This is a genomic window from Vibrio bivalvicida (assembly GCF_001399455.2).
Classification (GTDB): Bacteria; Pseudomonadota; Gammaproteobacteria; order Enterobacterales; family Vibrionaceae; genus Vibrio; species Vibrio bivalvicida.
This window is the reverse complement of record NZ_LLEI02000053.1, coordinates 209748-230565: the sequence shown is the minus strand read 5'-3', so window position 1 is coordinate 230565 and position 20818 is coordinate 209748. Positions and strand designations below refer to the sequence as shown.

Below are 20818 nucleotides of genomic sequence, written 5' to 3'. Positions count from 1 at the left end.
TTAATCTCTCTGGTTAGTTAGCTTATTTCGTTATTAGATGGGGCTCAATTGCTAAAATTCAACCCCAACAATTATATTGGTCTTACGCTCTCTTTATCGAGCTCTGCGGCAAAGCGCTTCTCAATAAACTGAACATTCGCATCTTGTTCTAAGCTTGTGAATGCTTGCTGTAAGCGCCCTTGATAAAGCTTGTCTCTCAACTCTAGCGGCGTCTCACCACTATCGCCGACTTCAACACTTAGATGGCACTCTTCACCAAGAACACGATTGAGTTCACCAAGTAATTCACTTTGTGCTCTATCTGTATTCAGATGCGCTTGGCTCGCTCTTAGAGTTAACGATATTGAAGCGCCATTTTTCTCATAGTATGAGTTTAGCGCAAGCTGCTCTGTTAACTTGGCTGTCGTTAACTGGCTAACTAATGTCGCCCACTCGCTTTGTTCTAAGCTCTCATCAACCAACTTTTGCACCATTTCTGGCGTCTTTTCATGCTCTAATGCTTTCTTCAGTAAAGTTGGCGTTAGCTCTATCGATTCTTTTTGTATCTGAGGTAAGGTTGGCTTCCATTGGTAGGGCTCATCCTTAGCTGGCTCAGGTGCTGCATTGAAGTTCGACTGTGACAATGGCGACACCTGCACTGAGCTAGCGTGTTTTTTAGCAACACGATCTAGAACAGAATCTGGTTTTGCAGATGCCGCATTAATCTTTTTTGGCGTATTGCCTTGGTCAGACCCTAGCCCTTTTCGCTGCGACCGCAGTTGGTGACGCAGCCCACTGACTGGTGATGAGGCACGTGGCGTTGACTCTGATTGCGCTGAACTTGGGCGTGGCTGTACTTGCGGTGGCATCATCTCAGAAGGTGGTGGCGTAAACTGCTCATTAGGCGGCATATAGGCATCAGCCGAATCTGCGTAAGGTGGTGGCTCGTAACCATAATCTGGTGCAGGTGGCTCCGAGCTAGACATAGCAGTTGGTTGGCTTGCTTGCGGCGCTTGAGGCTGGCGATTTTGGCTACGCATCGCCGGATTAACAACAGGCACCGTATTAACAGGCGTAGCAGCCGATTGCGGCTGAGCCTCAACTCGCGTGCTGATCACGTTCGCTTGCGGCTGCGAGGCTGGTCTAAACGCCATCATGCGTAATACAACCATCTCTAGTCCTACTCTTTGCGAGGGTGCTAAAGGTAAATCTTGCCGACCTTTTAAAGCGATCTGATAGTAAAGCTGAACATCTTGCGGACTTAGCTCACGCGAAAGCAGCTCCACTTTTTCAGCATCTGGTTGACTTTGGTCGAGAGTAGCAGGCAGCGCTTGATACATGGCTAAGCGGTGAAGTTGACTAGCAAGCTGTTGTAGCAAACCATCCCATTCAACGCCATTTTGGGCCAGCGCGCTAATAGACTCCATCGCCACTTGTGGCTGCTTAGAGCTAATCGCCTCAAGTAGATGCAGTGCTTGATCGGTATCTAATGTCCCCAACATGTGAGCGACGCTTTCGGTCAGTACTTGACCGTTACCTAAAGCAATGGCCTGATCACTTAGGCTTAATGCATCGCGCATACTGCCATCTGCCGCGTGGGCAATCATACCGAGCGCCCGCGACTCTGCCGTGACGTTTTCATGCTGAAGAATGTGATCGAGCTGCTCGTGAATACTATCGACACTGATCGGTTTTAAGTGAAACTGAAGACAGCGAGACAAGATAGTCACAGGCAGTTTTTGCGGATCAGTGGTCGCCAGTAAGAATTTCACATACTCCGGAGGCTCTTCCAATGTTTTTAACAATGCATTGAAGCTATGGCGAGAGAGCATATGAACTTCGTCAATTAGGTATACTTTAAACCGACCACGTGCAGGTTTGTACTGCACGTTATCGAGAAGTTCACGAGTATCTTCAACCTTGGTCCGTGATGCCGCATCAATCTCTAGTAGATCAACAAAGCGACCTTCATCGATCTCTTTACAGGTATCACATACACCACACGGCGTTGCTGTTATCCCTGTTTCACAATTCAACCCCTTAGCAAACAGGCGACCAATTGTGGTTTTGCCTACGCCTCGTGTCCCACTAAACAAGTAGGCATGATGAAGACGATTTTGAGCTAAAGCATTCTCAAGTGCTGTTAATACATGGGCCTGACCAACCACTTCATTGAACTTAGTCGGTCGCCACTTTCGCGCTAAGGCAAGATAACTCATGCAACTATACCCATAAATAACCTACCCGATTAGTGACCTTCGAACTCACAGATGCTGTATACGTTAAGACCTAGGCCTTCAAGGCGCTTATCACCACCGATTTCAGGAAGGTTAATAACAAATGCAGCGTGCTCAACTTCACCACCCAACTGACGAATCAGTTTTGTTGTGGCTTCAATCGTACCACCAGTTGCAAGCAAGTCGTCGACAACCAACACTTTGTCGCCTTCACTTATCGCATCAGTGTGAATCTCTAATGTATCCATGCCGTACTCTAGCTCATAAGACTGAGCAACGGTAGCACGTGGGAGTTTGCCTGGCTTACGAACTGGAACAAAGCCTAAACCTAGCTCAAGAGCTAATGGCGCACCGAATAGAAAACCGCGCGCTTCAGTACCAACAATTTTGGTAAAGCCCATATCTTTGTATTTATCGACCAGCAACTGGATCGTTGCTTGATACGCTTTCGCATCTTCCATTAGGCTGGTTACATCACGAAATAGAATACCTGGTTTTGGGTAGTCAGGAATGCTTTTGATGCTAGATTTGATCTGTGAGATTGTTTCAGTAGTCATAGTTCTTCTTAGATTGGCGAGTTGGCGTGTTTATTACAACACTGACCCAAATAGTTAGCGTAATTCTCAGCACAATCTAACCAATGAAAATAACTAAAATAGTTGCCATGGTTTGTTGTGCATAAAAAACAAACGCCCACTATAAAAGCGGGCACACTTCTTCACAATCTTAGTGATTTTCTTCGCTATCGGCAAGGTACTCAATCACAGGCAGGCGAATAAACCAACTCAACAAAATCACCAACATTACGACGAGACCAATCTTTAACCAAAAATGTGGTACTACCCATATGGAAAACGCAAAACTTAGTAGTATCCATATCACTCCACGTTTTTTGACCTTGGTGGTTACTGCGCGGTTTTGATGCCAGTTGGTTAGAATGGGTCCAAACGTTTTATGTTGATGGAGCCAGCGATGAAATCTGGGGCTGCTGCGCATAAAACATGCACTAGCAAGAAGAATAAATGGTGTAGTAGGGAGAAGAGGGAGAAATATCCCTATGATGCCCAGTATAAGGCTGAGCATACCAACAAAATGAAGAAAAAGTCTACGAATTATGATGGTATGCTCCAAGTGCTATTTAGAAGCCCGCATATCCGTTAAGCACGCGTATCCAAGTCAATGTTGCTGGTAGCGTCGGGATAAGTAGGACTGCAATAAATCCTAGAAAGTAGTAGATATTATATGGTTCTTTAAAATCTTTGTCTGCCATGAGCTCACTTCTCTAAATCAGGGTAACGACTTTACTCCCAATTGATTAACTAAATGTTAAAAACTTGGGTTGTTTTTGTTTTATGGCGGACTATACCCTAATCATCCGCCGACAAACACCGACGAATAAAAGGGTTATTATGAATAGAGGGAACTGAATTTAGGCATTACTCCCGCGGTATATATCTAAGCTAAAGCTGCTCGAACCTAAACAGCTTAAGCTTAACTGACAGGCGGACTGAATTGGCAAATCAGTGGTGATAAAGTTCTTTCCGCAATTTTCTCCAAGCAGTAGGCCTGCTGGGATGTGTTGGGAAAAATACCCGTTGGCCCACTGTGCGTCTAAACCCGCAGGCAAGATAGAGAGTGATCCCTCAGACAAATCAGCCACACCAAATAAGGCTTTAACTGGCGTGCTGCAATCCGAGCACTTGATCCCTTTCTCAAGCAGCGCCGCTATATCCTTAAGATCAGCATTAAAGCATTTGAGATTACGTAAATAGTCATGGAACAAGGCACGAACTAACAACGTCGTTGCTGCCCCATGTTGCCCCTCACTTGCAGAATCAACAAGATAGAAGGCAAACTGACCATTGATCAGCCATGCGTAGTCAAATACAAGTGGCATGACATCTGTCGATTGCAGTAACCGATAGCTGCACTTCCAATCCCCTTGCGAGGTATCTTTGTCTGGTAGCAGAGCGTGCAACAGATCTTTGGCGGCACTTGGGTTTTCTTCTAAGTACTCAAGATGCCAATGCAGCTCTTGCTCTTCCGGCATATCACCGCTATCAACCCTAAACCATTGACTCGAAAAGTCGCGCTGATCACACAGGTGATTGTCAGAATCATCAAGTGTGTTTTCAATCGCGCAAGCAAGATGCTCGTGATTACTTATCGGTTTTGCTAAAAAGTCCTTAATACCAAATCGAAGTGCTTTGGCGACATCCGAAATCTCATCTGTTGCAGAAACCACGATCAGTGGTAGTGATGGGTACTCGAGACTAACTTCTTCGACAAACTCTATCCCATCCAAAATAGGCATAGAGAGATCACAAAGAATGAGATCAGGTTCATTCGAACGTAGTTTTTGTAGTCCATCAAGGCCATTTTCTGCCTCAATAACTTTATAACCTTGGGTTTCTAAAAAGCCGAGTGTGATGCGGCGGAAAATTGGGTCATCGTCCACCAGCATAATTACTTTCTGCCCAGGTACGACAGGCATAGCCGCACTGGTTCCAACTTCTATTGTTTTATGCATAAACCTTTGCCTCACACAACTACGGTTACTACTCTTATTATTATTCTTGTCTTTTGCTTCACACACTCTTTAAAAAGTAGTCCTGAACCGTGATTTATACAAATCTTCCACTTTGAAGCGTTGTTGCATACTATATGTATGGAATATCAAGTATCGATAAACTTGTTGATGTGACGCAAGCTTTGACATTTGATATACATATAAATTAACCGAAATCGTAAAAATGTGTGTCTGAACAATGAAATTAGATGATCTAAACCTATTTAGGCTCGTGGTCGAAAATGGGAGTTATACCGCAACTTCCCGTAAAACGATGATTCCAGTAGCTACAATTACGCGTCGAATTCAGGCCCTAGAAGACTCTTTAAACTTACGCCTTCTTAATCGTCATGCGCGTAAACTATCCCTTACAGAAGCAGGCGAACGTTTTTACAATGAATGCTCTCCGCTATTGAGCCGTTTAGCTTCAGCGGCAGAAGAGCTAACAGATGAATGTCGAGGTGCTGCGGGTAAAATACGCATCACAGCTCCTTCTAACTTAACCAAACGCATGATGATGCCGATGTTCAATGCGTTTATGGCTGAGTACCCTGATATAAACATTGAACTCACCACGAGCAATCATTCTGACCAGCTAGACCCAACCGAGTGGGATGTTATTTTCCGTGTGGGCCCCCAGCGTGATTCTAGTCTAATCGCTCGTAAAATCAGTGCAGTGGCCGACATTCTTGTTGCAAGTCCTGAGTACTTGAAGCTGTGCCCTTCACCTAAGCACGCAGAAGATCTACACCACCATTCACTGCTTAAAGGCTCTCCACTGCTGAAATGGCAATTGTCTAATCATAGTGGTGAAACCATCATCAACAACGACAAGGGCCGATTCCAAGCCAACACTCTCGACGTAGTCAGAAGCGCATGTTCTTCTGGTTTAGGCATTACACTAATGCCAGACGTGATGTTACGAGAATATATTGAAGATGGGAGCTTAGTTCGTGTACTCGAAGATTGGAGTGCCAACCCTAGAGACATCTATATGCTGTACAACCACAAAGATCACCTTCCTGAAAAGGTCCGACTGTTTATCGATTTTGTGATTGCGTATAACTTACATTAAGCAAACGCTGAAAATAAAAAAGCTTGGTACTCACCAAGCTTTTTTGATTCTTATAGGTATTCGACGAACTTGCTTAGATCCCTTTCAGGGACTTTCATTGGCGTGCAACTAGGAGTACCAAGATAAAGGAAGCCAACGATTTCATCGCCTTCTTCCAAATCAAATGATTGATGTACTTCTGGATGAAACATCCACTTTCCAGAGCGCCAGAACCCTTGAAAGCCTTGAGCAACAGCAGCCATTTGCATCGCCTGTACCGCACATCCCGCCGACAGATACTGCTCAAGAGCAGGCACTTTGTCATGCTCTGTTACTTTAGCAATCACGGTGATCACCATCGGAGCTCGAAATGGGGCATTTTTTAGCTTATCAATCACGGCTTGTTCACTGTTCTCTGATTGTGCCGCTTTAACTAAGATATCGGACAGCTTACTGAGCCCTTCTCCTTGCGCAATAACGAACCGCCACGGTGTTAGACCTGCATGATCTGGGGCTCGTAGGCCCGCTCGGATTATGTTTTCTAACGCTTTTCCTTCAGGTGCTGGCTCTGATAGTTTCGCAATTGAGCGGCGATTGAGCAGTAAATCTAACGCATCCATTTCACTTCCTTAAAGCTTTATTGTTTTCTTCTTGATAATAACTCTCACACACAAAAAAGGCGAACCTAATGGCTCGCCTCAATTCATGGTATGTCATTAATCATAAAACGGTTTATCAAGCCCTGCCCGTGTTAGTAAGCCATCACATGGCGCAAAGCGGTCTCCGTACTTCTGAGCATGCTCATTCATGATTTCAACTAGCTTCTTAATTCCAATCTGATCCATATAGCGGAATGGTCCACCAAGGAAAGGAGGGAAACCAATACCAAAGATCGCACCAATGTCGCCATCTCTTGGGCTGCGAATGATACCTTCATCCAAACAACGAACGGCTTCATTGAGCATCGGCAGCACACAACGCATAGCGATATCTTTTTCTGCCATCTTAGATTCAGGATTTAAACTCAGTAGCTTATAAACTGACTTATCGACTTCTTTCTTTTTACCTTTGTAGGTATAGAAGCCTTTGCCACTCTTACGCCCTTTACGATTATCGTTGAGCAGCTTATCGAACACGTCTGGCCCCTGAAAACGATCACCAAGCTCAGCGACTAAGATAGGCATAATTTTGGCACCTATATCAACGCCTACTTCATCCAGTAGGGTGATTGGCCCAACAGGGAAACCAAAGTTAAGCAGTGCAGTATCAAGCTGCTCGATTGGCTCTCCAGTCAACAGAACTTGCGCCGCTTCATTCATATAGGGCGCGAGTATACGGTTAACGTAAAAGCCTGCACAATCTTTGACTACAATCGGAGTTTTACCCTGCTTACGCGCAAACTCAACCACAGTCGAAATCGTTTCATCCGATGTTCCATGGTGTGGGATCACCTCAACCAAAGGCATTTTTTCTACTGGGCTGAAGTAATGTAGCCCAACGACATTCTCTGGACGTGCAGCTTTTTCAGCAATTTGATGTATAGGTAGAGAAGAGGTGTTGGTCGCAAAGATAGTGCTATCTTTCGCGTTACTCTCAATATCTGCAACCATTTGTTGTTTTAGATTCAAGTCTTCAAATACGGCTTCAACCACGATATCGGTGTGATTGAAAGTTGTAAAATCCGTCCCACCAGAAAGCTGAAGCATTTTGCTTTGTTGCTGAGCTTTAGAAATGATACGGCGCTTTCTTTGCTTGTCGAACAACTTGTAGTTGTATTTAAGCGCGTTAAGCACACCATCATTTGAGACATCTTTGACACGCACAGGCACTTTGGCTTTAGCGATACTTACATGACTAATGCCCGCCCCCATAAGACCGCCCCCAAGTACCGCAGTGCGTTCAATGGGTTTTGGTTGAGCATCGCTGCCATTTTCTTTCTTCATTTCTGTGGTTGCAAAGAAAATTGAACGTAGCGCTTTCGATTCAGAAGTCATCACTAGCTCACCAAAGCGCTCTGCTTCCTTCTTCTGGCCTTTTTCAAAGCCCTTTTCTAGACCAAATCGAATTACTTCTAAAATCGCATCAGCCGCAGGGTAATTACCGCGAGTTTTCTCATTGGTTTTCTTTGCCGCCTGCTCGAAAATAACTTTACGCCCTAGCCCAGTATTAGAAATTAGCTTCTCTTTGGTCGAGACTTTACGTTTGCCCTTCTTCTTGCCTGCATTTATTTCTACAAAGCTTTTAGCAACATCGAGCAAAATTGTGTGTGGGACAACTGCATCTGCCACACCAAGTTTCTTCGCCTTCTTGGCACGTAGCTGTTTACCCGTCAAAATCAAGTCTAGCGACGGTAGCAAACCAATGAGCCGGGGCAAGCGTTGCGTCCCGCCCGAGCCAGGTAGCAAACCTAACTGAACTTCAGGTAAACCAAGACGAGTTTTATCCGAATCCGTACACACGCGGTAATCACACGCTAAAGCAAGCTCCAGCCCGCCACCTAAGCAAGGGCCATGAATAGCGGCAACTACTGGATAAGGCAGATCGGATAGTTGCTGGAACATCTGTTGGCCTTTTTCCGCCAGTGCTTGGGCTTCCTTGGCACTGGTACAAGCGTCAAGCATACGAACATCGGCACCCGCAATGAAGTTGTCTGGCTTTAAAGAGTGTACAACCAGACCTTTAATTGCCGCCCCTTTTTCAGCAAGTTGGCCGAAGATCGCTTCCATTTCCTCTGCAAATGCCGCTTGAAGGGTATTCATCTTTTCGCCAGGAACATCTATAGAAAGCCAAGCGATATCTTGATCATCAATTGATAAGTTAAATGCTGTTTTCTCGCTCATTACTCGACCTCCAGTACCATAGCTGCGCCTAAACCACCTGCCGCACATGCAGTATTCAGTGCTAAACCACCACCTCTGCGCTGTAGTTCACGCAACGTTTGCGTAATCATACGAGCACCTGTCGCAGCAAATGGGTGACCATAAGCGATTGAGCCACCTAGCACGTTAAATTTATCCATATCAATTTCGCCAATCGCTTTTGAACGGCCGAGTTTTTCTTTAGCAAACTGTGCACTACCGAACATCTTTACGTTTGAAAGCGCTTGAGCTGCGAATGCTTCGTGCATATCTATCAAGGTAAGATCAGAAAGCTCAATACCCGCGCGGTCAAGCGCCATAGGAGTGGCGTAAGAAGGCCCCATTAACATGTCACTCTCTACCCCGATAGCTGAGAAAGCATAAGAGCGAATGTATCCCATGATATCTAGGCCAAGCTCTTTTGCTTTACCTTCACGCATCAACATAATCGCCGCTGCGCCATCAGTTAATGGTGTACTATTTGCCGCAGTCACGCTGCCGTATTGACGATCAAATGCCGGGCGAAGTTTTGCGTAACCTTCGATAGTCGAGTCTTCGCGAATGTTATTATCTTTCGCGATCCATTTCTTGTACGGCTCTGGGAATGCGGTCATCACTTCCCCTTCGATCTTACCTTCATTCCAAGCTTGAGCAGCAAGAGAATGAGAACGGTGGGCGAGTTCGTCTTGTGCTTGGCGAGTAATGCCGTGTGACTTCGCCATTTGTTCCGCTGTCTGGCCCATAGATAGCCCAGTCGAGTATTCGGCAACCGCTGGTGGGACAGGCATAAGGTCTTTCAAAGAAAGTGTCTTTAGAATTTTTAGCTTTTGGCTCAGTGTTTTTGTTTTACTTAACGCCAACAAATTAGCCGCCAGTTTTTTAGACACACCAATAGGCAACACCGAAGAAGAATCCGCTCCACCCGCAATGCCAACATCGATTGTTCCTGCCATAATGCTTTCTGCAACGTTCACCGCTGATTGAAAACTTGTCGCACAAGCACGAGTCACGCTATAAGCATCAGTATGAATGTGCATTCCAGTGCCCAGAACAATCTCACGAGCAATGTTTGGCGCTTCAGGCATTTGCACAACCTGACCAAATACGACCTGCTCAATCAGCTTTGGATCGATTTCTGTACGAGCAAGCATGTCGCTCACTACCATTTTACCCAAGTCCACTGCGGGAACTTGACTAAACTCCGTACTTTGACGTGCAAACGGCGTTCGCAACCCAGCGACAATCGCCACACGTTCTCCTGAGCGAGTTTTAACTTCCTGCTTGCCCATTGTTACTCCTTAATAAATAGAGGTCTGACCAGAATCATTGTAACGAGAATGTTAATTCAATCAAACGGTCGTTTGAATAAACGTGACTTACAACAGATTCCGCTACTATAACTAGAATTACGGTAAATAGTATCGTGAAGAAAAATCGTTAAGTTAGGTAGGTGTGAGATCTAATGAACTACACGGAGAAGCCCATACGAAAGGCAAAAAAAAACCACACAGAACTGTGTGGTTGGAATATATAAAGCAATTAACTTACGCCAATTGAAATAATCAGTTTCCTGATTAGGAGAAAGTAAAGTCAGCCTTCAAAAGGAAGTGTCATCTTGCTCAACTTGTCAGTGAAACACCGACTAGATGACAGGTGTTACTATAACCGTTAGAGTTGGCTAGATTTTGAAATAGATCAATTTTAAGTGGAATACTGCCCTATAGATGCTGTTATATTTCACTTTACCTATTCACATCATCAATTAGTGGTGCATTTGACCAATGGTCATCGAAAACTTAGAGCTTGCTACATTCAACCGTGGATATTGCTCTAAAACTATAGAGCAAAAGACAACAATAAAAATCACAGAGCAACGAGGGAGGCTCCTGTGTCAATCATAAATATTTTTGGAAAGAAAAAGTCCAAAGATCCGGTCAACTCGGATATGGACAGACAAAGAAAATACGAAGCGCTCGTCAGGGCCTACCATAGGGACTTATACCGATACGCCTATTGGTTGTGTAAAGACCCAACCGTTGCAGAAGATCTGGTGCAAGAAACCTGCCTGCGAGCGTGGAAATCTCTTGATAGCCTACAAGATGAAAAAGCGGCCAAATCTTGGCTCATCACCATATTAAGGCGCGAGAACGCACGTCGATTCGAGCGCAAACAATTTGATCTGGTTGATATCGATGACCACGGCAATGATGCTAAGGTCTCCGACGATCCTCACCATCAGACACAATGGGTTCAGGCGCAGATAATGAAGCTTGAGGAAGACTACCGTGAGCCTTTGTTCCTTCAAGTAGTCGGAGGATTTAGCGGCGAAGAGATTGGTGAGATCTTAGGCCTAAACAAAAATACAGTGATGACTCGACTATTCAGAGCGAGAAACCAGCTTAAAGAGATGTTAGATTCAGACAAAACTCATAGGGGGCAGCAAAATGGATGAATTAGAATTTCGCCGACGCATTATGTCCGATCCTAAACAGAGAGATGGCGAGGTAAATACAGCGCTAAAAGAGAATGAACAAAATGCGCAATTCGCAGATGAAGTCCTCGAACTCGACAAACAAATTGCGAAAGCGATGACTGTCGACGTGCCAGAAGATCTCGCAGACCGAATTTTATTTAATCAAACCTCTGTTAGTAGAGATAATGTGGTGCGCCCGAACTTTGCTCGTAAAGCGATGGCAATGGCTGCATCAGTAGCTTTTGTTGCAGGTTTACTAGTTGGCCAGCTCAATTGGGGGAACTTAGTTGTATCACCTGCACAAGCGAACCTAGCTTCAACAGCAATGAAACATGTTGTAAATGAGAAGCCTTTCGTCGACCGACTGGATGAGCAAGTAGAGTCTTCACAGATCAATGCGAAGATGATGCCATTTGACCATCAGTTGTCAGACTCTTTCCCTTACCACGTGTACTACTTAAATCACTGTGGCTTTGGCAAAACCAACGCTCTACACATGGTATTCCAAGGAGAAAAAGGCAAAGTCACTCTATTTTTGACCGGCATTCCATCGAATCAAGCCGTCGACTTTAACGAAGATGGTATGACAGGCATTGTTGAGCCTATGGGTGATACCAGTTTGATCATCGTTGGCGAACAAGGTGAAAATGTCGCTAAGATCGCAGAAAGCGTATCCAAAATCATCAAACCCATGACTTAACAAAATCGCAACATTTTGTGACCAACATCATGGCTTGGACATCGCGCCCAAGCCATTTTTTTAGCACAAAATTAGAGTCAAGACTCTAAAAAGGCGCTTTTTGCAGCACTTTCCTGCCAGATATACATCATTTCCATAATTTTATCGTCCTGATCGGCAATGGTCGGATTTCTATATCATATACTTGAGTCTAGTATCAGCCACCACTGAGCTTTTGCTCAAATAATATCGTCCACTAGAGACGAACAAAAAGGAAAAAGCACAAATGAACAAGACGCGTCTGTTTAAAAAATCACTATTAGCCGTGACTATCACAACCGCTACTTTAGCTTCGCAGCAAGCTCTCGCTGCCGGTTTCCAACTTAACTCTCAATCTGCAACTGGCCTAGGCCGAGCATTTGCAGGCGATGCTGTCATCGCAGACAACGCTTCGGTAATGTCTCGTAATGCAGCGGCAATGTCTCTATTTGACCGTACTGAAATTTCTGTTGGTTTTAACGTTATTGACTCGAAAGTAGAGATCAAAGACGCTACGTATACTTCCCCTCTACCAGGTAGTACACCAACTTCGTTAGATAACACGACAAATGATGCAACATCTGTTGTCCCTAACCTTTATGTCGTTCACCCAGTGAATGATCAGTTTGCCGTTGGCCTAGGTATTTACTCTAACTTTGGCACTACCAACGAATTTGATAGTAGTTGGGGAACTAAAACAGGTACAGTTGTGGGTACTACTGTGGTTCCTGGTGCTGATGGATTTGGTGGTGTTACTAACGTAACCACTACAAATATTGCCCTACTAGGCTCGTATCGTATCAACGAGCAATGGAGTGTAGGTGGTGGTCTAGATATCATCTACGGTGAAGGTGAACTAAAGCGTCAATCAGAAATGAATGTTTTCGGAGCTCCTGCTGGAACGACAACCACACAACAATTGATGGATATCGATGCTTCAGGTTGGGCTGTTGGTTTTAACCTAGGTACCGTATTTGAAATGGATGAGAACAACCGTTTCGGTTTAAGCTACCATTACAGCCCAGAGAAAGAAGTAAGCGGCACAGTTTCTTACAGCGGTAATTCGAACATTGGCGATCTAAAAATCCCACTACCAGATATGTTTGAGTTCTCTGGTTATCACCGCATTGAAGACACTAAGTTTGCCGTTCACTACAGCGTACAGTGGATCGGTTGGAGTGCATTTGACCGCCTAGCAACGACCAATGGTACAGAGATTAAAGAGTACAAATGGAAAGATACTTTCCACTACTCAATCGGTGGTACTTACTACGTAAATGAGAACTGGGAAGCTCGTATCGGTTACATGTTCGATGAAGGGGTGCAAGACGAGCTAACTTCAGTATCTGTACCAGACTCTGACCGTCAGTGGTTCTCAGCAGGTGCGACTTACCATATCAATAAAGATCAGGCTCTTGATGTAGGCTTTACTTACCTAGTGGGTAAAGATAAGCAAGTTAATGATACGATCGGTACAGTTAAGCTAGATACGACGACCAAGGCGACAGCGATGCTGTTTGGTGTTCAGTACACACATAAATTCTAAACTAAGCTTACATTATCTACACAAAGGTCAGCATTCGCTGGCCTTTTCTATGCCTCTAACCTACTCTGATATTAAAATTTCTGTCAGTTCGTGATCCAATGTTTACGGATTTTAGCGCACAGATGTACTCAAGCCCCTGCCTTTGGCACTACAAACGTTCGCTGAAATTAACACACACGCCGTTAACATACAGAATAAAACACTAAAAAATAACCATGGGCTAATTAATAGCTTCAAAAACTCGAAATACAGTGTTTTTAATTTTTAAAGTAATAACTCTAACCTTATCATCGCCCAACGCAAATAAAACCAATTCAGCGAACATTACAATGAAAACAAATAAGACTCTTTTATCACTTGCCGTCGCTTGTGGTCTAGTGGCAACCTCATCGACTGTTAACGCAGCAGGCTTTCAATTAGCTGAATACTCAGCAACGGGCTTAGGCCGCGCATACGCAGGTGAAGCTGCAATGGCAGACAATGCAAGCGCACAATGGCGTAACCCTGCAATGCTGACTCATTTAGAAGGCACACAAATTTCCGTTGGTGCTATTTATGTTGACCCAAATATCGATATTGATGGTCAAGTAACAACGAACTCGGCAACGGGTGATCGTCGCGGTGCAACGTCCTCTAAAGATATCGCTAATAGTGCCGTCATTCCTAACTTTTACCTCTCGCACAAGTACAATGACAAGCTAGCTGTGGGTTTTGCACTTGGCACAAACTATGGCATGGAAACTGAACTGGAATCTAGCTTCACGGCCCAGCACTTTGGCGACAAAGCGAGCGTACAAACTGTTGAAGCAGTAGCAAGCCTAGGCTATCAAGTGGTCGAAAGCATCAGTCTAGGTGCTGGTATTCGCTACGTAACAGGGGAAGGGCACTTTGGTGCTAGCCTCAAAAGTGTAGCTGATGGCTCAGTGACCACTCTCAAGTACATGGAAGGTGATGACACATCATGGGGCTACCAACTTGGTGCAGCTTGGGACATCAACGAAAGCAACCGTCTTGGCATAGCTTACAAATCTGAAGTAACAATGGACTTTGAAGGCACAGCATCAGGTTTATCTTACACACCTTCAAGACCAGGTACTCTGTCTATCCCGTTACCTGCGACTTTAGAAATCGCTAGCTTCCATCAGCTAACAGATACTGTTGCAATCCATGCAAGCATCAACTGGACAGATTGGAGCAAGTTCAAAGAACTACAAGCACAGTTCGCAACTGGCCCAGACACAATCAAAACAGAGAACTGGAAAGATAGTTACCGTTTTGCGTTAGGTTCAACGTATCAGTACAACGCTAAACTGGCTTTGCGTACAGGTATTGCGTATGACACATCCGCAGTTGACGATAAAAACCGCACCACAACAATTCCTGAAACAGATCGTACTTGGTTAAGTATGGGTGCAAGCTACCAGTTCACTGACCAATTCTCGCTTGATGGCGGATTTACTTACATTCTAGCTAAGGACGCGCCAATCAGTGAACCTCGTGACTCTTCTGATCAAACAGCTGCATTGATCGGTGGTAACTTTGAAGGTGAAATTTCAGGCGATGTATGGCTAATCGGTCTACAAGCTAACTACACTTTCTAACCATCTAAGCACGTTTAGAAAAAGGCTTGGAATTTTCCAAGCCTTTATTGTCTCCAGTAACTTTTGACTAAAACTCTTCTAAGTACTCGTCTAATAGCTCTTCTTCTTCGTGGTTATAGTCATCTTTTTCGATCTCAGCATTATAAGCTTGACGCTGAAGATACGCATCTCGTGCAACAGCATAAGGATCGGGAGAGTTTTCAAGCAGTGCTTCTTGGTTTACTAAAGCAGCCCGTGTTTCCATCCCTTCTAACGCCCATTTACTTAAGCCAGCCCAAAAATTCAGAAATGACAGCGGGACATAGGTTTTGTCAACAAAGTCCGACGCTTCTCTAACCGTCCAAGGACCATAACCAGGCACCATCACATAAGGCCCATTGCCTACACCATAGTGACCTACCGCATCACTAAAGGTTTTCTCATTGTGGTCTGTAATACCTGCTTCAGAAGCAATATCGATTAGGCCAGCAATACCAAAGGTTGAGTTGATCCAAAAACGGTTAAAGTGATCGACCGCTTTCTCACCATTACCCATAATGATGTTATTGACCATACTTGCAGGCTCGTCTAGGTTGCCTAAAAAATTGCTAATACCTGTACGAATTGGCGAGGGTATATAGTTTACGTATGCTAAAGAAACGGGTCTAACGAAATAAGGATCTAGATAGTCGTAGTTTAACGCCCACATTGAGCGGTTAAAGCTTTCCATCGGGTCATAGACTTGCGGTTCGCTGAAAGCAGAATCGTCTTCAGGTGCTGACGCACACCCGGTTAGCGCAAAGGCTAAACACAAGATCCCTATTTGCAACGTGCTTTTTTTCATTATTATAAATCCATAAAAAAGGCCGGTAATGTTACCGGCCTTCGTATATTCATAATCAACAATTATCAATATTGACTATCAATTATAACTTCAACTGGTTCACCCATTCTAACGGCTTCGCTCTCTCCAAACCAGTCCCCTTGTTTGGTTGCAACGTTACCATCACTGTCTATACGAACGCGCACCATCAAAGATTCAAGTGACGATAGTTTTCTATCTTCCAACATACTGTTGCCATCATCTAAGACAACGGTTCGTGGGAAAGTTCCAAGCGGGTATCTTGCTGCCGCTACTGGCATTGGCGAACCATCAGCAGTATGCACAGAAACAATCAGCGAAGAATTTGGATCGGCATTGATATCGTCCGCTAAAGAGATACTGACCGATACTGACTTACCTGTTCCCACCTTCTGCCCCATCTGCTTCTGAGCATTTTCGATACTTCTAGAAAGCATTTCATAGCGGCTGTCTTTCGGGCCTATCATCTGCTGCATGATGCTCCAATAACGAACAGCAGCAGGATAATCTTTCCTTTCATAAGCATCAAATGCCAAAAGTGAGAATACTCGTAAATCAACATAATCTTGTTGAACTAGCTGTCCTAGTAAGCGACGTGCTTTATCTTGATCAGTATCATCTTGAGACAACATTAGCGCTTGAGCATAACCTAACATCACATCTGGATTATCTGACTCTAGATTATAGGCCTTTTTCATCGCCCCAACAGCAGTGCCCACATCTCGGTTAGCGAGTGCAATCCGACCAAGCAGCAGCCAGCCTGTGGAATCATCAGGTTGATAGTGCAAACGAGTACGCAAAGCCAAAGTGAGATCTTGCATTTCATCTTCGCTCAGAGCGGCACCTTCTGGTGACATTAGCTTCTTAGACAGCGCTGGTAAGTTAGCACTAACTTCATGCCATTTCTGCACATCTTCAGATGCTCCAAATTTGAAGTACAGCCCATATGACAATCCGATAACCAACAGAGTAGAAGGAACAATGACCGCTAGAGCAGAGATACGACTCTCTTGTTTCTGCTGCTCTTCGTGCGGTATATCATCAAGGAGCGACTGTTTTAGATCCTCAATTAACTCTTGTTGGTTTTCGACTAAACCTTCATCTGTCTCTTCTTCTAGCTCTTCCAAACGGTCTTTATAGAACGCTTTGTTGAGTTCATCACGAAGCTCTTCATCGATATTTGATTTCTTCTTGATAAAAGGCAGCGCTATTAGCAATACGCTAACGGCTACTAGAATGACAGAAGCTATCCAAAATAGTGTCATTACTGCTTATCTCCATCATTCTTTTCATCAAGCAGCGCTTTTAAGCGTGCTTCTTTTTCTTCATCCCACTGCTTTGCACCTTCAGCAACGGTAGCCTTACGTTTTCGGCTTCGGACTAAGATGAATCCAAAACCAAACAAAACTACTGCAATAGGGCCAAGCCACAAGATAGAAGTGGCCATTGTAAATGGCGGATTATAAGTGACAAAGTTGCCGTAGCGAGCGATCATATAGTCGATTATTTCTTGCTTCGATTTGCCCGCTTTCGTCATTTCATACACTTTCTCACGCAAATCGACGGCAAGTTCAGCGTTGGAATCAGCTATAGTGTTGTTCTGACATTTAGGGCAACGTAGTGTATCACCTAGCTCTTTGAACTGCAGTTCTTGCTCTAACGTATCAAATTCATGGATTTCAATCGCCGCATGAGAGACCACAGCAAAGCTCAAACTAGCGAGTAACGCCATCATCCATTTTTTCATGATTTCGCCTCCGCTAACATTGCCTCGTACATTGGCTTTAACGTCTCATTCCAGTTGCGGTCGTTAACGTCACCAACATGGCGGTAACGGATAATGCCATTAGCATCAATGAGGAATGTCTCAGGCGCGCCATAAACACCTAAATCGAGCCCAAGCATACCGTTGCCATCAAATAAGCTAATCAGGTAAGGATTACCTAGGTCATTTAACCAACCAACTGCTTTGTCACGCTGATCTTTGTAATTAAGACCGATGATTTTTACCCCACTCGCAGCTAGCTCATTGAGATACTGGTGCTCCGCATAACAAGTTGGACACCAAGTTGCCCAAACATTGAGAAGCAACGGCTCCCCTTTAAATATCGCTTGGTCGTATAACTTGCCAGGCTCGGCGAGGTCTTCTAAGCGAAACTCAGGAACGTGCTTGCCCACGAGCACAGATTCAAGCTTAGTTGGATCGTCGCCATGTTGGTTTTTGATCAACTGGGTGGCAAAAACAGCGACCAAGCCCAAAAATGCCACTAAGGGAATAAACAGAAACTTCTTATTCATTATGCCTCCTGTTTCTTCGCACTATTTCTAAAACGGTAGCGTTTATCACTAATAGCAATCGCACCACCTAGTGCCATAAACAGTGAACCAGCCCATATCCAACGTACAAACGGTTTGTGGTAAATACGCACAGCCCAAGATTTGTTATCGCCTAGACGTTCACCCATCGCAATGTACAAATCGCGAGTAATACCACGATCAATCGCGGCTTCAGTCATCATAGAACGCGCTGTAGTATAGAAGCGTTTCTCCGCATGCAGAGTATTGATGTATTTCCCGTCGCGAGTGATCTTAAAGTCTGCAATATATCCATCATAGTTTGGACCGTCTTTGTCACGCAGCCCTTCAAAATGGAAATCGTAGCCTTGAATCTGGATATGCTCCCCCGGAGCCAAGCGTACATCTCGCTCGATACTGTAGTTCTGCACCATTGCAATGCCGATCACACTTACAGCTAAACCAAGGTGACCGAACATCATCGCCCAGTGGCTACGCTGAAGTTTTTTCACACCTTCAAAAAATGGATGACGATGAGTGGCACGTTCATATAGTTCAAAACCATGCAAACAAATGATCCATAGTGCCATTACCCAGCCAAGATAAGCCATAAACAGGAAGTGTTCTGAGAGCAGAGTAACGAATACACCCGCGAGGACTAGCGACACTACGCCTGAAATCAGCATAGGTTTCCTCAGCGCAGATAGATTGTCACGCTTCCATCGGATCAGAGGACCAATACCAAGCAAAAAGGCAAACGGGATCATTAACCAAGCAAACAGCATGTCAAAGAATGGCGCACCAATGGACACTGAGCCTAAACCAATCTGTTTGTGTACTAATGGCAATAATGTGCCGACAAGTACAACAACAAGCGCTGCAATCAGCAGAACGTTGTTAGCGAGTAATGCGTTTTCACGCGATACCAAATCGAAGTTACCGCGAACTCTTACTGACGCGCCTTTAAGTGCGAACAACAGCAGTGAACCACCGATAACAAACACAAGGAAACCTAAGATAAACATACCTCGTGATGGATCAGAGGCAAACGCATGTACTGAAACCAAAATCCCTGAACGAACAAGGAACGTCCCCAACAAACTGAGTGAGAATGCAGAAATAGCAAGCAGTACTGTCCACGCTTTAAACGTACCGCGTTTTTCTGTGACTGCTAGTGAGTGCATTAATGCAGTACCCGCTAACCACGGCATAAACGATGCGTTTTCTACTGGATCCCAGAACCACCAACCGCCCCAGCCGAGTTCGTAATATGCCCACCAAGAGCCTAGTGCGATACCAAGTGTTAAAAATAACCAAGCAGCGGTTGTCCAAGGACGAGACCAACGGGCCCATGCCGTATCTAAGCGACCCGTCATTAGTGAAGCAATCGCGAAAGAGAAGGCTACCGAGAAACCCACGTACCCCATGTAGAGCATAGGGGGATGAATAATTAAGCCCGGGTCTTGCAGAAGCGGGTTCAAATCTCGACCATCTACAGGAAAGAACGGTAAAGTACGCAGGAATGGATTCGATGTCAGAATGATAAACAGCAAGAAGCCGACTGTAATCAAACCCATCACTGCCAACACGCGCGCTACCGACTCTTGTGGCATACCGCGACTGAATGTGGCTACTGCGACGGTCCACGCGGCTTGGATCAATACCCAAAGCAGCAGCGAGCCCTCATGCGCCCCCCAAACTGCTGTTAAACGATAATACCAAGGCAACTGGCTATTAGAGTTACTGGCCACGTAATTGAGGGTAAAATCATTGGTGTAAAACGCCCACAGCAAAATGGCGAAGGAGATCGATAAAAGTAAGAACATGCCCCAAGACAAAGGTCTTGCGCTGTTCATTAGCAATGTATTGTTTCGAGATGCACCAACCAGTGGCAAGATACTTAGCAATACTGCCAATGCCAAAGAGATGATCAGTGCAAAGTGACCGATTTCAGCAATCATTGACCGCTTCCTTGTTTCTGTTGTTCTGAGTATTGCAACGGTTCATGGGTCTTCTTCATCGCTTCAGCAATTTCTGGTGGCATATACTCTTCATCGTGCTTAGCCAAGACTTCAAACGCCTGTATCGTTGTCGCATCTTTCAATACACCCTGAGCAACAATACCCTGCCCTTCACGAAATAGATCAGGAAGAATACCGTCATAAACGATGGTGACTTTTGGACCGACATCATGTAAATCGAACGATACGCGCAATGACTCTGGATCTCGCTTTACCGATCCAACAACGACCATACCACCAATGCGTAGGCGCTGACCTACCTCTGGCTTTGTCCCATCAGGCTTACCATTAACAAGCTCAGTCGGTGTATAGAAAAGATCCATATTCTGATTAAGTGCATAAAGCATCAAACCTAATGTGGCACTGATACCAATAAAGATCGCAAGAACAATGCCGAGCCTCTTTTTACGTCTTGGGTTCATAATGTGTTCTCCAAATTTTTCGCCGCGTCAATTCGTGCTTGTCTGTCTACTTTTGCTTGTACTTCAGAGAGTAGAGATTGACCTCTTCTCACACTTAATACCAATAGAAAGAGCATGACACCAAATGTGACACCAAATGCAGTCCAGACATAACCGGCATAGCCGCCCATGGCAAAGAAATCACTCAAAGACTCAAAATGCATG

20 protein-coding genes are annotated in these 20818 nt (G+C 44.8%); 5 read left to right on the top strand and 15 right to left on the bottom strand.

All coding sequences use genetic code 11. From position 1 onward, the window contains the following. Positions 1-71: 71 nt before the first annotated feature. From dnaX to APB76_RS17660, 5 genes are all read right to left on the bottom strand, one after another. Positions 72-2198, bottom strand: coding sequence for a DNA polymerase III subunit gamma/tau (dnaX, locus tag APB76_RS17675; RefSeq protein ID WP_054961347.1), 2127 nt, complete (start codon positions 2196-2198; stop codon positions 72-74). 29 nt (positions 2199-2227) lie between these two features. Continuing rightward, positions 2228-2773: an adenine phosphoribosyltransferase gene (gene apt / locus APB76_RS17670; protein WP_049846737.1), complete on the bottom strand. Its 546-nt coding sequence runs from the start codon at positions 2771-2773 to the stop codon at positions 2228-2230. A 169-nt stretch (positions 2774-2942) separates the two neighbouring features. After that, on the bottom strand, positions 2943-3299 hold the full coding sequence (locus APB76_RS22710) for a YbaN family protein (RefSeq protein WP_237767926.1): 357 nt from the start codon (positions 3297-3299) through the stop codon (positions 2943-2945). 55 nt (positions 3300-3354) lie between these two features. Then, complete coding sequence (locus APB76_RS23435; protein WP_004748332.1) at positions 3355-3486, bottom strand: hypothetical protein; 132 nt, start codon at positions 3484-3486, stop codon at positions 3355-3357. Positions 3487-3645: 159 nt separating this feature from the next. Continuing rightward, positions 3646-4746, bottom strand: coding sequence for a response regulator (locus tag APB76_RS17660; RefSeq protein ID WP_054961345.1), 1101 nt, complete (start codon positions 4744-4746; stop codon positions 3646-3648). A 238-nt stretch (positions 4747-4984) separates the two neighbouring features. Between APB76_RS17660 and APB76_RS17655 the strand changes: the two genes are divergently transcribed. Further along, on the top strand, positions 4985-5860 hold the full coding sequence (locus APB76_RS17655; RefSeq protein WP_054961344.1) for a LysR family transcriptional regulator: 876 nt from the start codon (positions 4985-4987) through the stop codon (positions 5858-5860). A 50-nt stretch (positions 5861-5910) separates the two neighbouring features. On the opposite strand, the gene APB76_RS17650 is transcribed toward APB76_RS17655, so the two are convergent. The 3 genes from APB76_RS17650 to fadI form a co-directional block, all read right to left on the bottom strand. Then, positions 5911-6459: an NAD(P)H nitroreductase gene (locus APB76_RS17650; RefSeq protein ID WP_054961343.1), complete on the bottom strand. Its 549-nt coding sequence runs from the start codon at positions 6457-6459 to the stop codon at positions 5911-5913. Between the two features lie 96 nt (positions 6460-6555). Further along, positions 6556-8679: a fatty acid oxidation complex subunit alpha FadJ gene (fadJ, locus tag APB76_RS17645; RefSeq protein ID WP_054961342.1), complete on the bottom strand. Its 2124-nt coding sequence runs from the start codon at positions 8677-8679 to the stop codon at positions 6556-6558. Further along, entirely contained in the window at positions 8679-9986 is a 1308-nt protein-coding gene (gene fadI / locus APB76_RS17640; protein ID WP_049846731.1) for an acetyl-CoA C-acyltransferase FadI, read from the bottom strand. Before fadI ends, fadJ begins: the two co-directional genes overlap by 1 nt. A 599-nt stretch (positions 9987-10585) precedes the next feature. Between fadI and APB76_RS17635 the strand changes: the two genes are divergently transcribed. From APB76_RS17635 to APB76_RS17620, 4 genes are all read left to right on the top strand, one after another. Continuing rightward, complete coding sequence (locus APB76_RS17635) at positions 10586-11149, top strand: sigma-70 family RNA polymerase sigma factor (RefSeq protein WP_049846730.1); 564 nt, start codon at positions 10586-10588, stop codon at positions 11147-11149. Then, positions 11142-11870 (top strand): DUF3379 domain-containing protein, encoded by a 729-nt coding sequence (locus APB76_RS17630; RefSeq protein WP_054961341.1) that lies wholly within the window; start codon positions 11142-11144, stop codon positions 11868-11870. Before APB76_RS17635 ends, APB76_RS17630 begins: the two co-directional genes overlap by 8 nt. A 265-nt stretch (positions 11871-12135) precedes the next feature. Continuing rightward, positions 12136-13434 (top strand): outer membrane protein transport protein, encoded by a 1299-nt coding sequence (locus APB76_RS17625; RefSeq protein WP_054961340.1) that lies wholly within the window; start codon positions 12136-12138, stop codon positions 13432-13434. 329 nt (positions 13435-13763) lie between these two features. Further along, positions 13764-15035: an outer membrane protein transport protein gene (locus tag APB76_RS17620; RefSeq protein ID WP_054961339.1), complete on the top strand. Its 1272-nt coding sequence runs from the start codon at positions 13764-13766 to the stop codon at positions 15033-15035. Positions 15036-15102: 67 nt separating this feature from the next. On the opposite strand, the gene APB76_RS17615 is transcribed toward APB76_RS17620, so the two are convergent. From APB76_RS17615 to ccmD, 7 genes are all read right to left on the bottom strand, one after another. Further along, positions 15103-15858, bottom strand: a complete 756-nt coding sequence (locus tag APB76_RS17615) for an MlaA family lipoprotein (RefSeq protein WP_054961338.1) — start codon at positions 15856-15858, stop codon at positions 15103-15105. A 65-nt stretch (positions 15859-15923) separates the two neighbouring features. Next, positions 15924-17141: a c-type cytochrome biogenesis protein CcmI gene (gene ccmI, locus APB76_RS17610; protein WP_054961337.1), complete on the bottom strand. Its 1218-nt coding sequence runs from the start codon at positions 17139-17141 to the stop codon at positions 15924-15926. Continuing rightward, positions 17141-17623, bottom strand: coding sequence for a cytochrome c-type biogenesis protein (locus APB76_RS17605; RefSeq protein WP_049846724.1), 483 nt, complete (start codon positions 17621-17623; stop codon positions 17141-17143). Before APB76_RS17605 ends, ccmI begins: the two co-directional genes overlap by 1 nt. Continuing rightward, positions 17620-18174: a DsbE family thiol:disulfide interchange protein gene (locus tag APB76_RS17600; RefSeq protein ID WP_049846723.1), complete on the bottom strand. Its 555-nt coding sequence runs from the start codon at positions 18172-18174 to the stop codon at positions 17620-17622. The genes APB76_RS17605 and APB76_RS17600 overlap by 4 nt, the downstream gene beginning before the upstream one ends. After that, complete coding sequence (locus APB76_RS17595) at positions 18174-20132, bottom strand: heme lyase CcmF/NrfE family subunit (RefSeq protein ID WP_049846722.1); 1959 nt, start codon at positions 20130-20132, stop codon at positions 18174-18176. The genes APB76_RS17600 and APB76_RS17595 overlap by 1 nt, the downstream gene beginning before the upstream one ends. Next, positions 20129-20614 (bottom strand): cytochrome c maturation protein CcmE, encoded by a 486-nt coding sequence (ccmE, locus tag APB76_RS17590; RefSeq protein ID WP_049846721.1) that lies wholly within the window; start codon positions 20612-20614, stop codon positions 20129-20131. Before ccmE ends, APB76_RS17595 begins: the two co-directional genes overlap by 4 nt. Continuing rightward, positions 20611-20817, bottom strand: a complete 207-nt coding sequence (gene ccmD, locus APB76_RS17585) for a heme exporter protein CcmD (protein WP_049846720.1) — start codon at positions 20815-20817, stop codon at positions 20611-20613. Before ccmD ends, ccmE begins: the two co-directional genes overlap by 4 nt. Position 20818 lies beyond the last annotated feature (1 nt).

Excerpts from the sequence above, each read along its gene's own strand:
- ccmE (WP_049846721.1), bottom strand. The coding sequence starts at position 20,614 with ATGAACCCAAGACGTAAAAAGAGGCTCGGCATTGTTCTTGCGATCTTT.
- APB76_RS17650 (WP_054961343.1), bottom strand. The coding sequence starts at position 6,459 with ATGGATGCGTTAGATTTACTGCTCAATCGCCGCTCAATTGCGAAACTA.
- APB76_RS17605 (WP_049846724.1), bottom strand. The coding sequence starts at position 17,623 with ATGAAAAAATGGATGATGGCGTTACTCGCTAGTTTGAGCTTTGCTGTG.
- APB76_RS17615 (WP_054961338.1), bottom strand. The coding sequence starts at position 15,858 with ATGAAAAAAAGCACGTTGCAAATAGGGATCTTGTGTTTAGCCTTTGCG.
- apt (WP_049846737.1), bottom strand. The coding sequence starts at position 2,773 with ATGACTACTGAAACAATCTCACAGATCAAATCTAGCATCAAAAGCATT.
- APB76_RS17600 (WP_049846723.1), bottom strand. The coding sequence starts at position 18,174 with ATGAATAAGAAGTTTCTGTTTATTCCCTTAGTGGCATTTTTGGGCTTG.
- dnaX (WP_054961347.1), bottom strand. The coding sequence starts at position 2,198 with ATGAGTTATCTTGCCTTAGCGCGAAAGTGGCGACCGACTAAGTTCAAT.
- APB76_RS22710 (WP_237767926.1), bottom strand. The coding sequence starts at position 3,299 with ATGCTCAGCCTTATACTGGGCATCATAGGGATATTTCTCCCTCTTCTC.
- APB76_RS17625 (WP_054961340.1), top strand. The coding sequence starts at position 12,136 with ATGAACAAGACGCGTCTGTTTAAAAAATCACTATTAGCCGTGACTATC.
- APB76_RS17620 (WP_054961339.1), top strand. The coding sequence starts at position 13,764 with ATGAAAACAAATAAGACTCTTTTATCACTTGCCGTCGCTTGTGGTCTA.
- APB76_RS17595 (WP_049846722.1), bottom strand. The coding sequence starts at position 20,132 with ATGATTGCTGAAATCGGTCACTTTGCACTGATCATCTCTTTGGCATTG.
- ccmD (WP_049846720.1), bottom strand. The coding sequence starts at position 20,817 with ATGCATTTTGAGTCTTTGAGTGATTTCTTTGCCATGGGCGGCTATGCC.
- APB76_RS17630 (WP_054961341.1), top strand. The coding sequence starts at position 11,142 with ATGGATGAATTAGAATTTCGCCGACGCATTATGTCCGATCCTAAACAG.
- APB76_RS17660 (WP_054961345.1), bottom strand. The coding sequence starts at position 4,746 with ATGCATAAAACAATAGAAGTTGGAACCAGTGCGGCTATGCCTGTCGTA.
- fadI (WP_049846731.1), bottom strand. The coding sequence starts at position 9,986 with ATGGGCAAGCAGGAAGTTAAAACTCGCTCAGGAGAACGTGTGGCGATT.
- ccmI (WP_054961337.1), bottom strand. The coding sequence starts at position 17,141 with ATGACACTATTTTGGATAGCTTCTGTCATTCTAGTAGCCGTTAGCGTA.
- fadJ (WP_054961342.1), bottom strand. The coding sequence starts at position 8,679 with ATGAGCGAGAAAACAGCATTTAACTTATCAATTGATGATCAAGATATC.
- APB76_RS23435 (WP_004748332.1), bottom strand. The coding sequence starts at position 3,486 with ATGGCAGACAAAGATTTTAAAGAACCATATAATATCTACTACTTTCTA.
- APB76_RS17655 (WP_054961344.1), top strand. The coding sequence starts at position 4,985 with ATGAAATTAGATGATCTAAACCTATTTAGGCTCGTGGTCGAAAATGGG.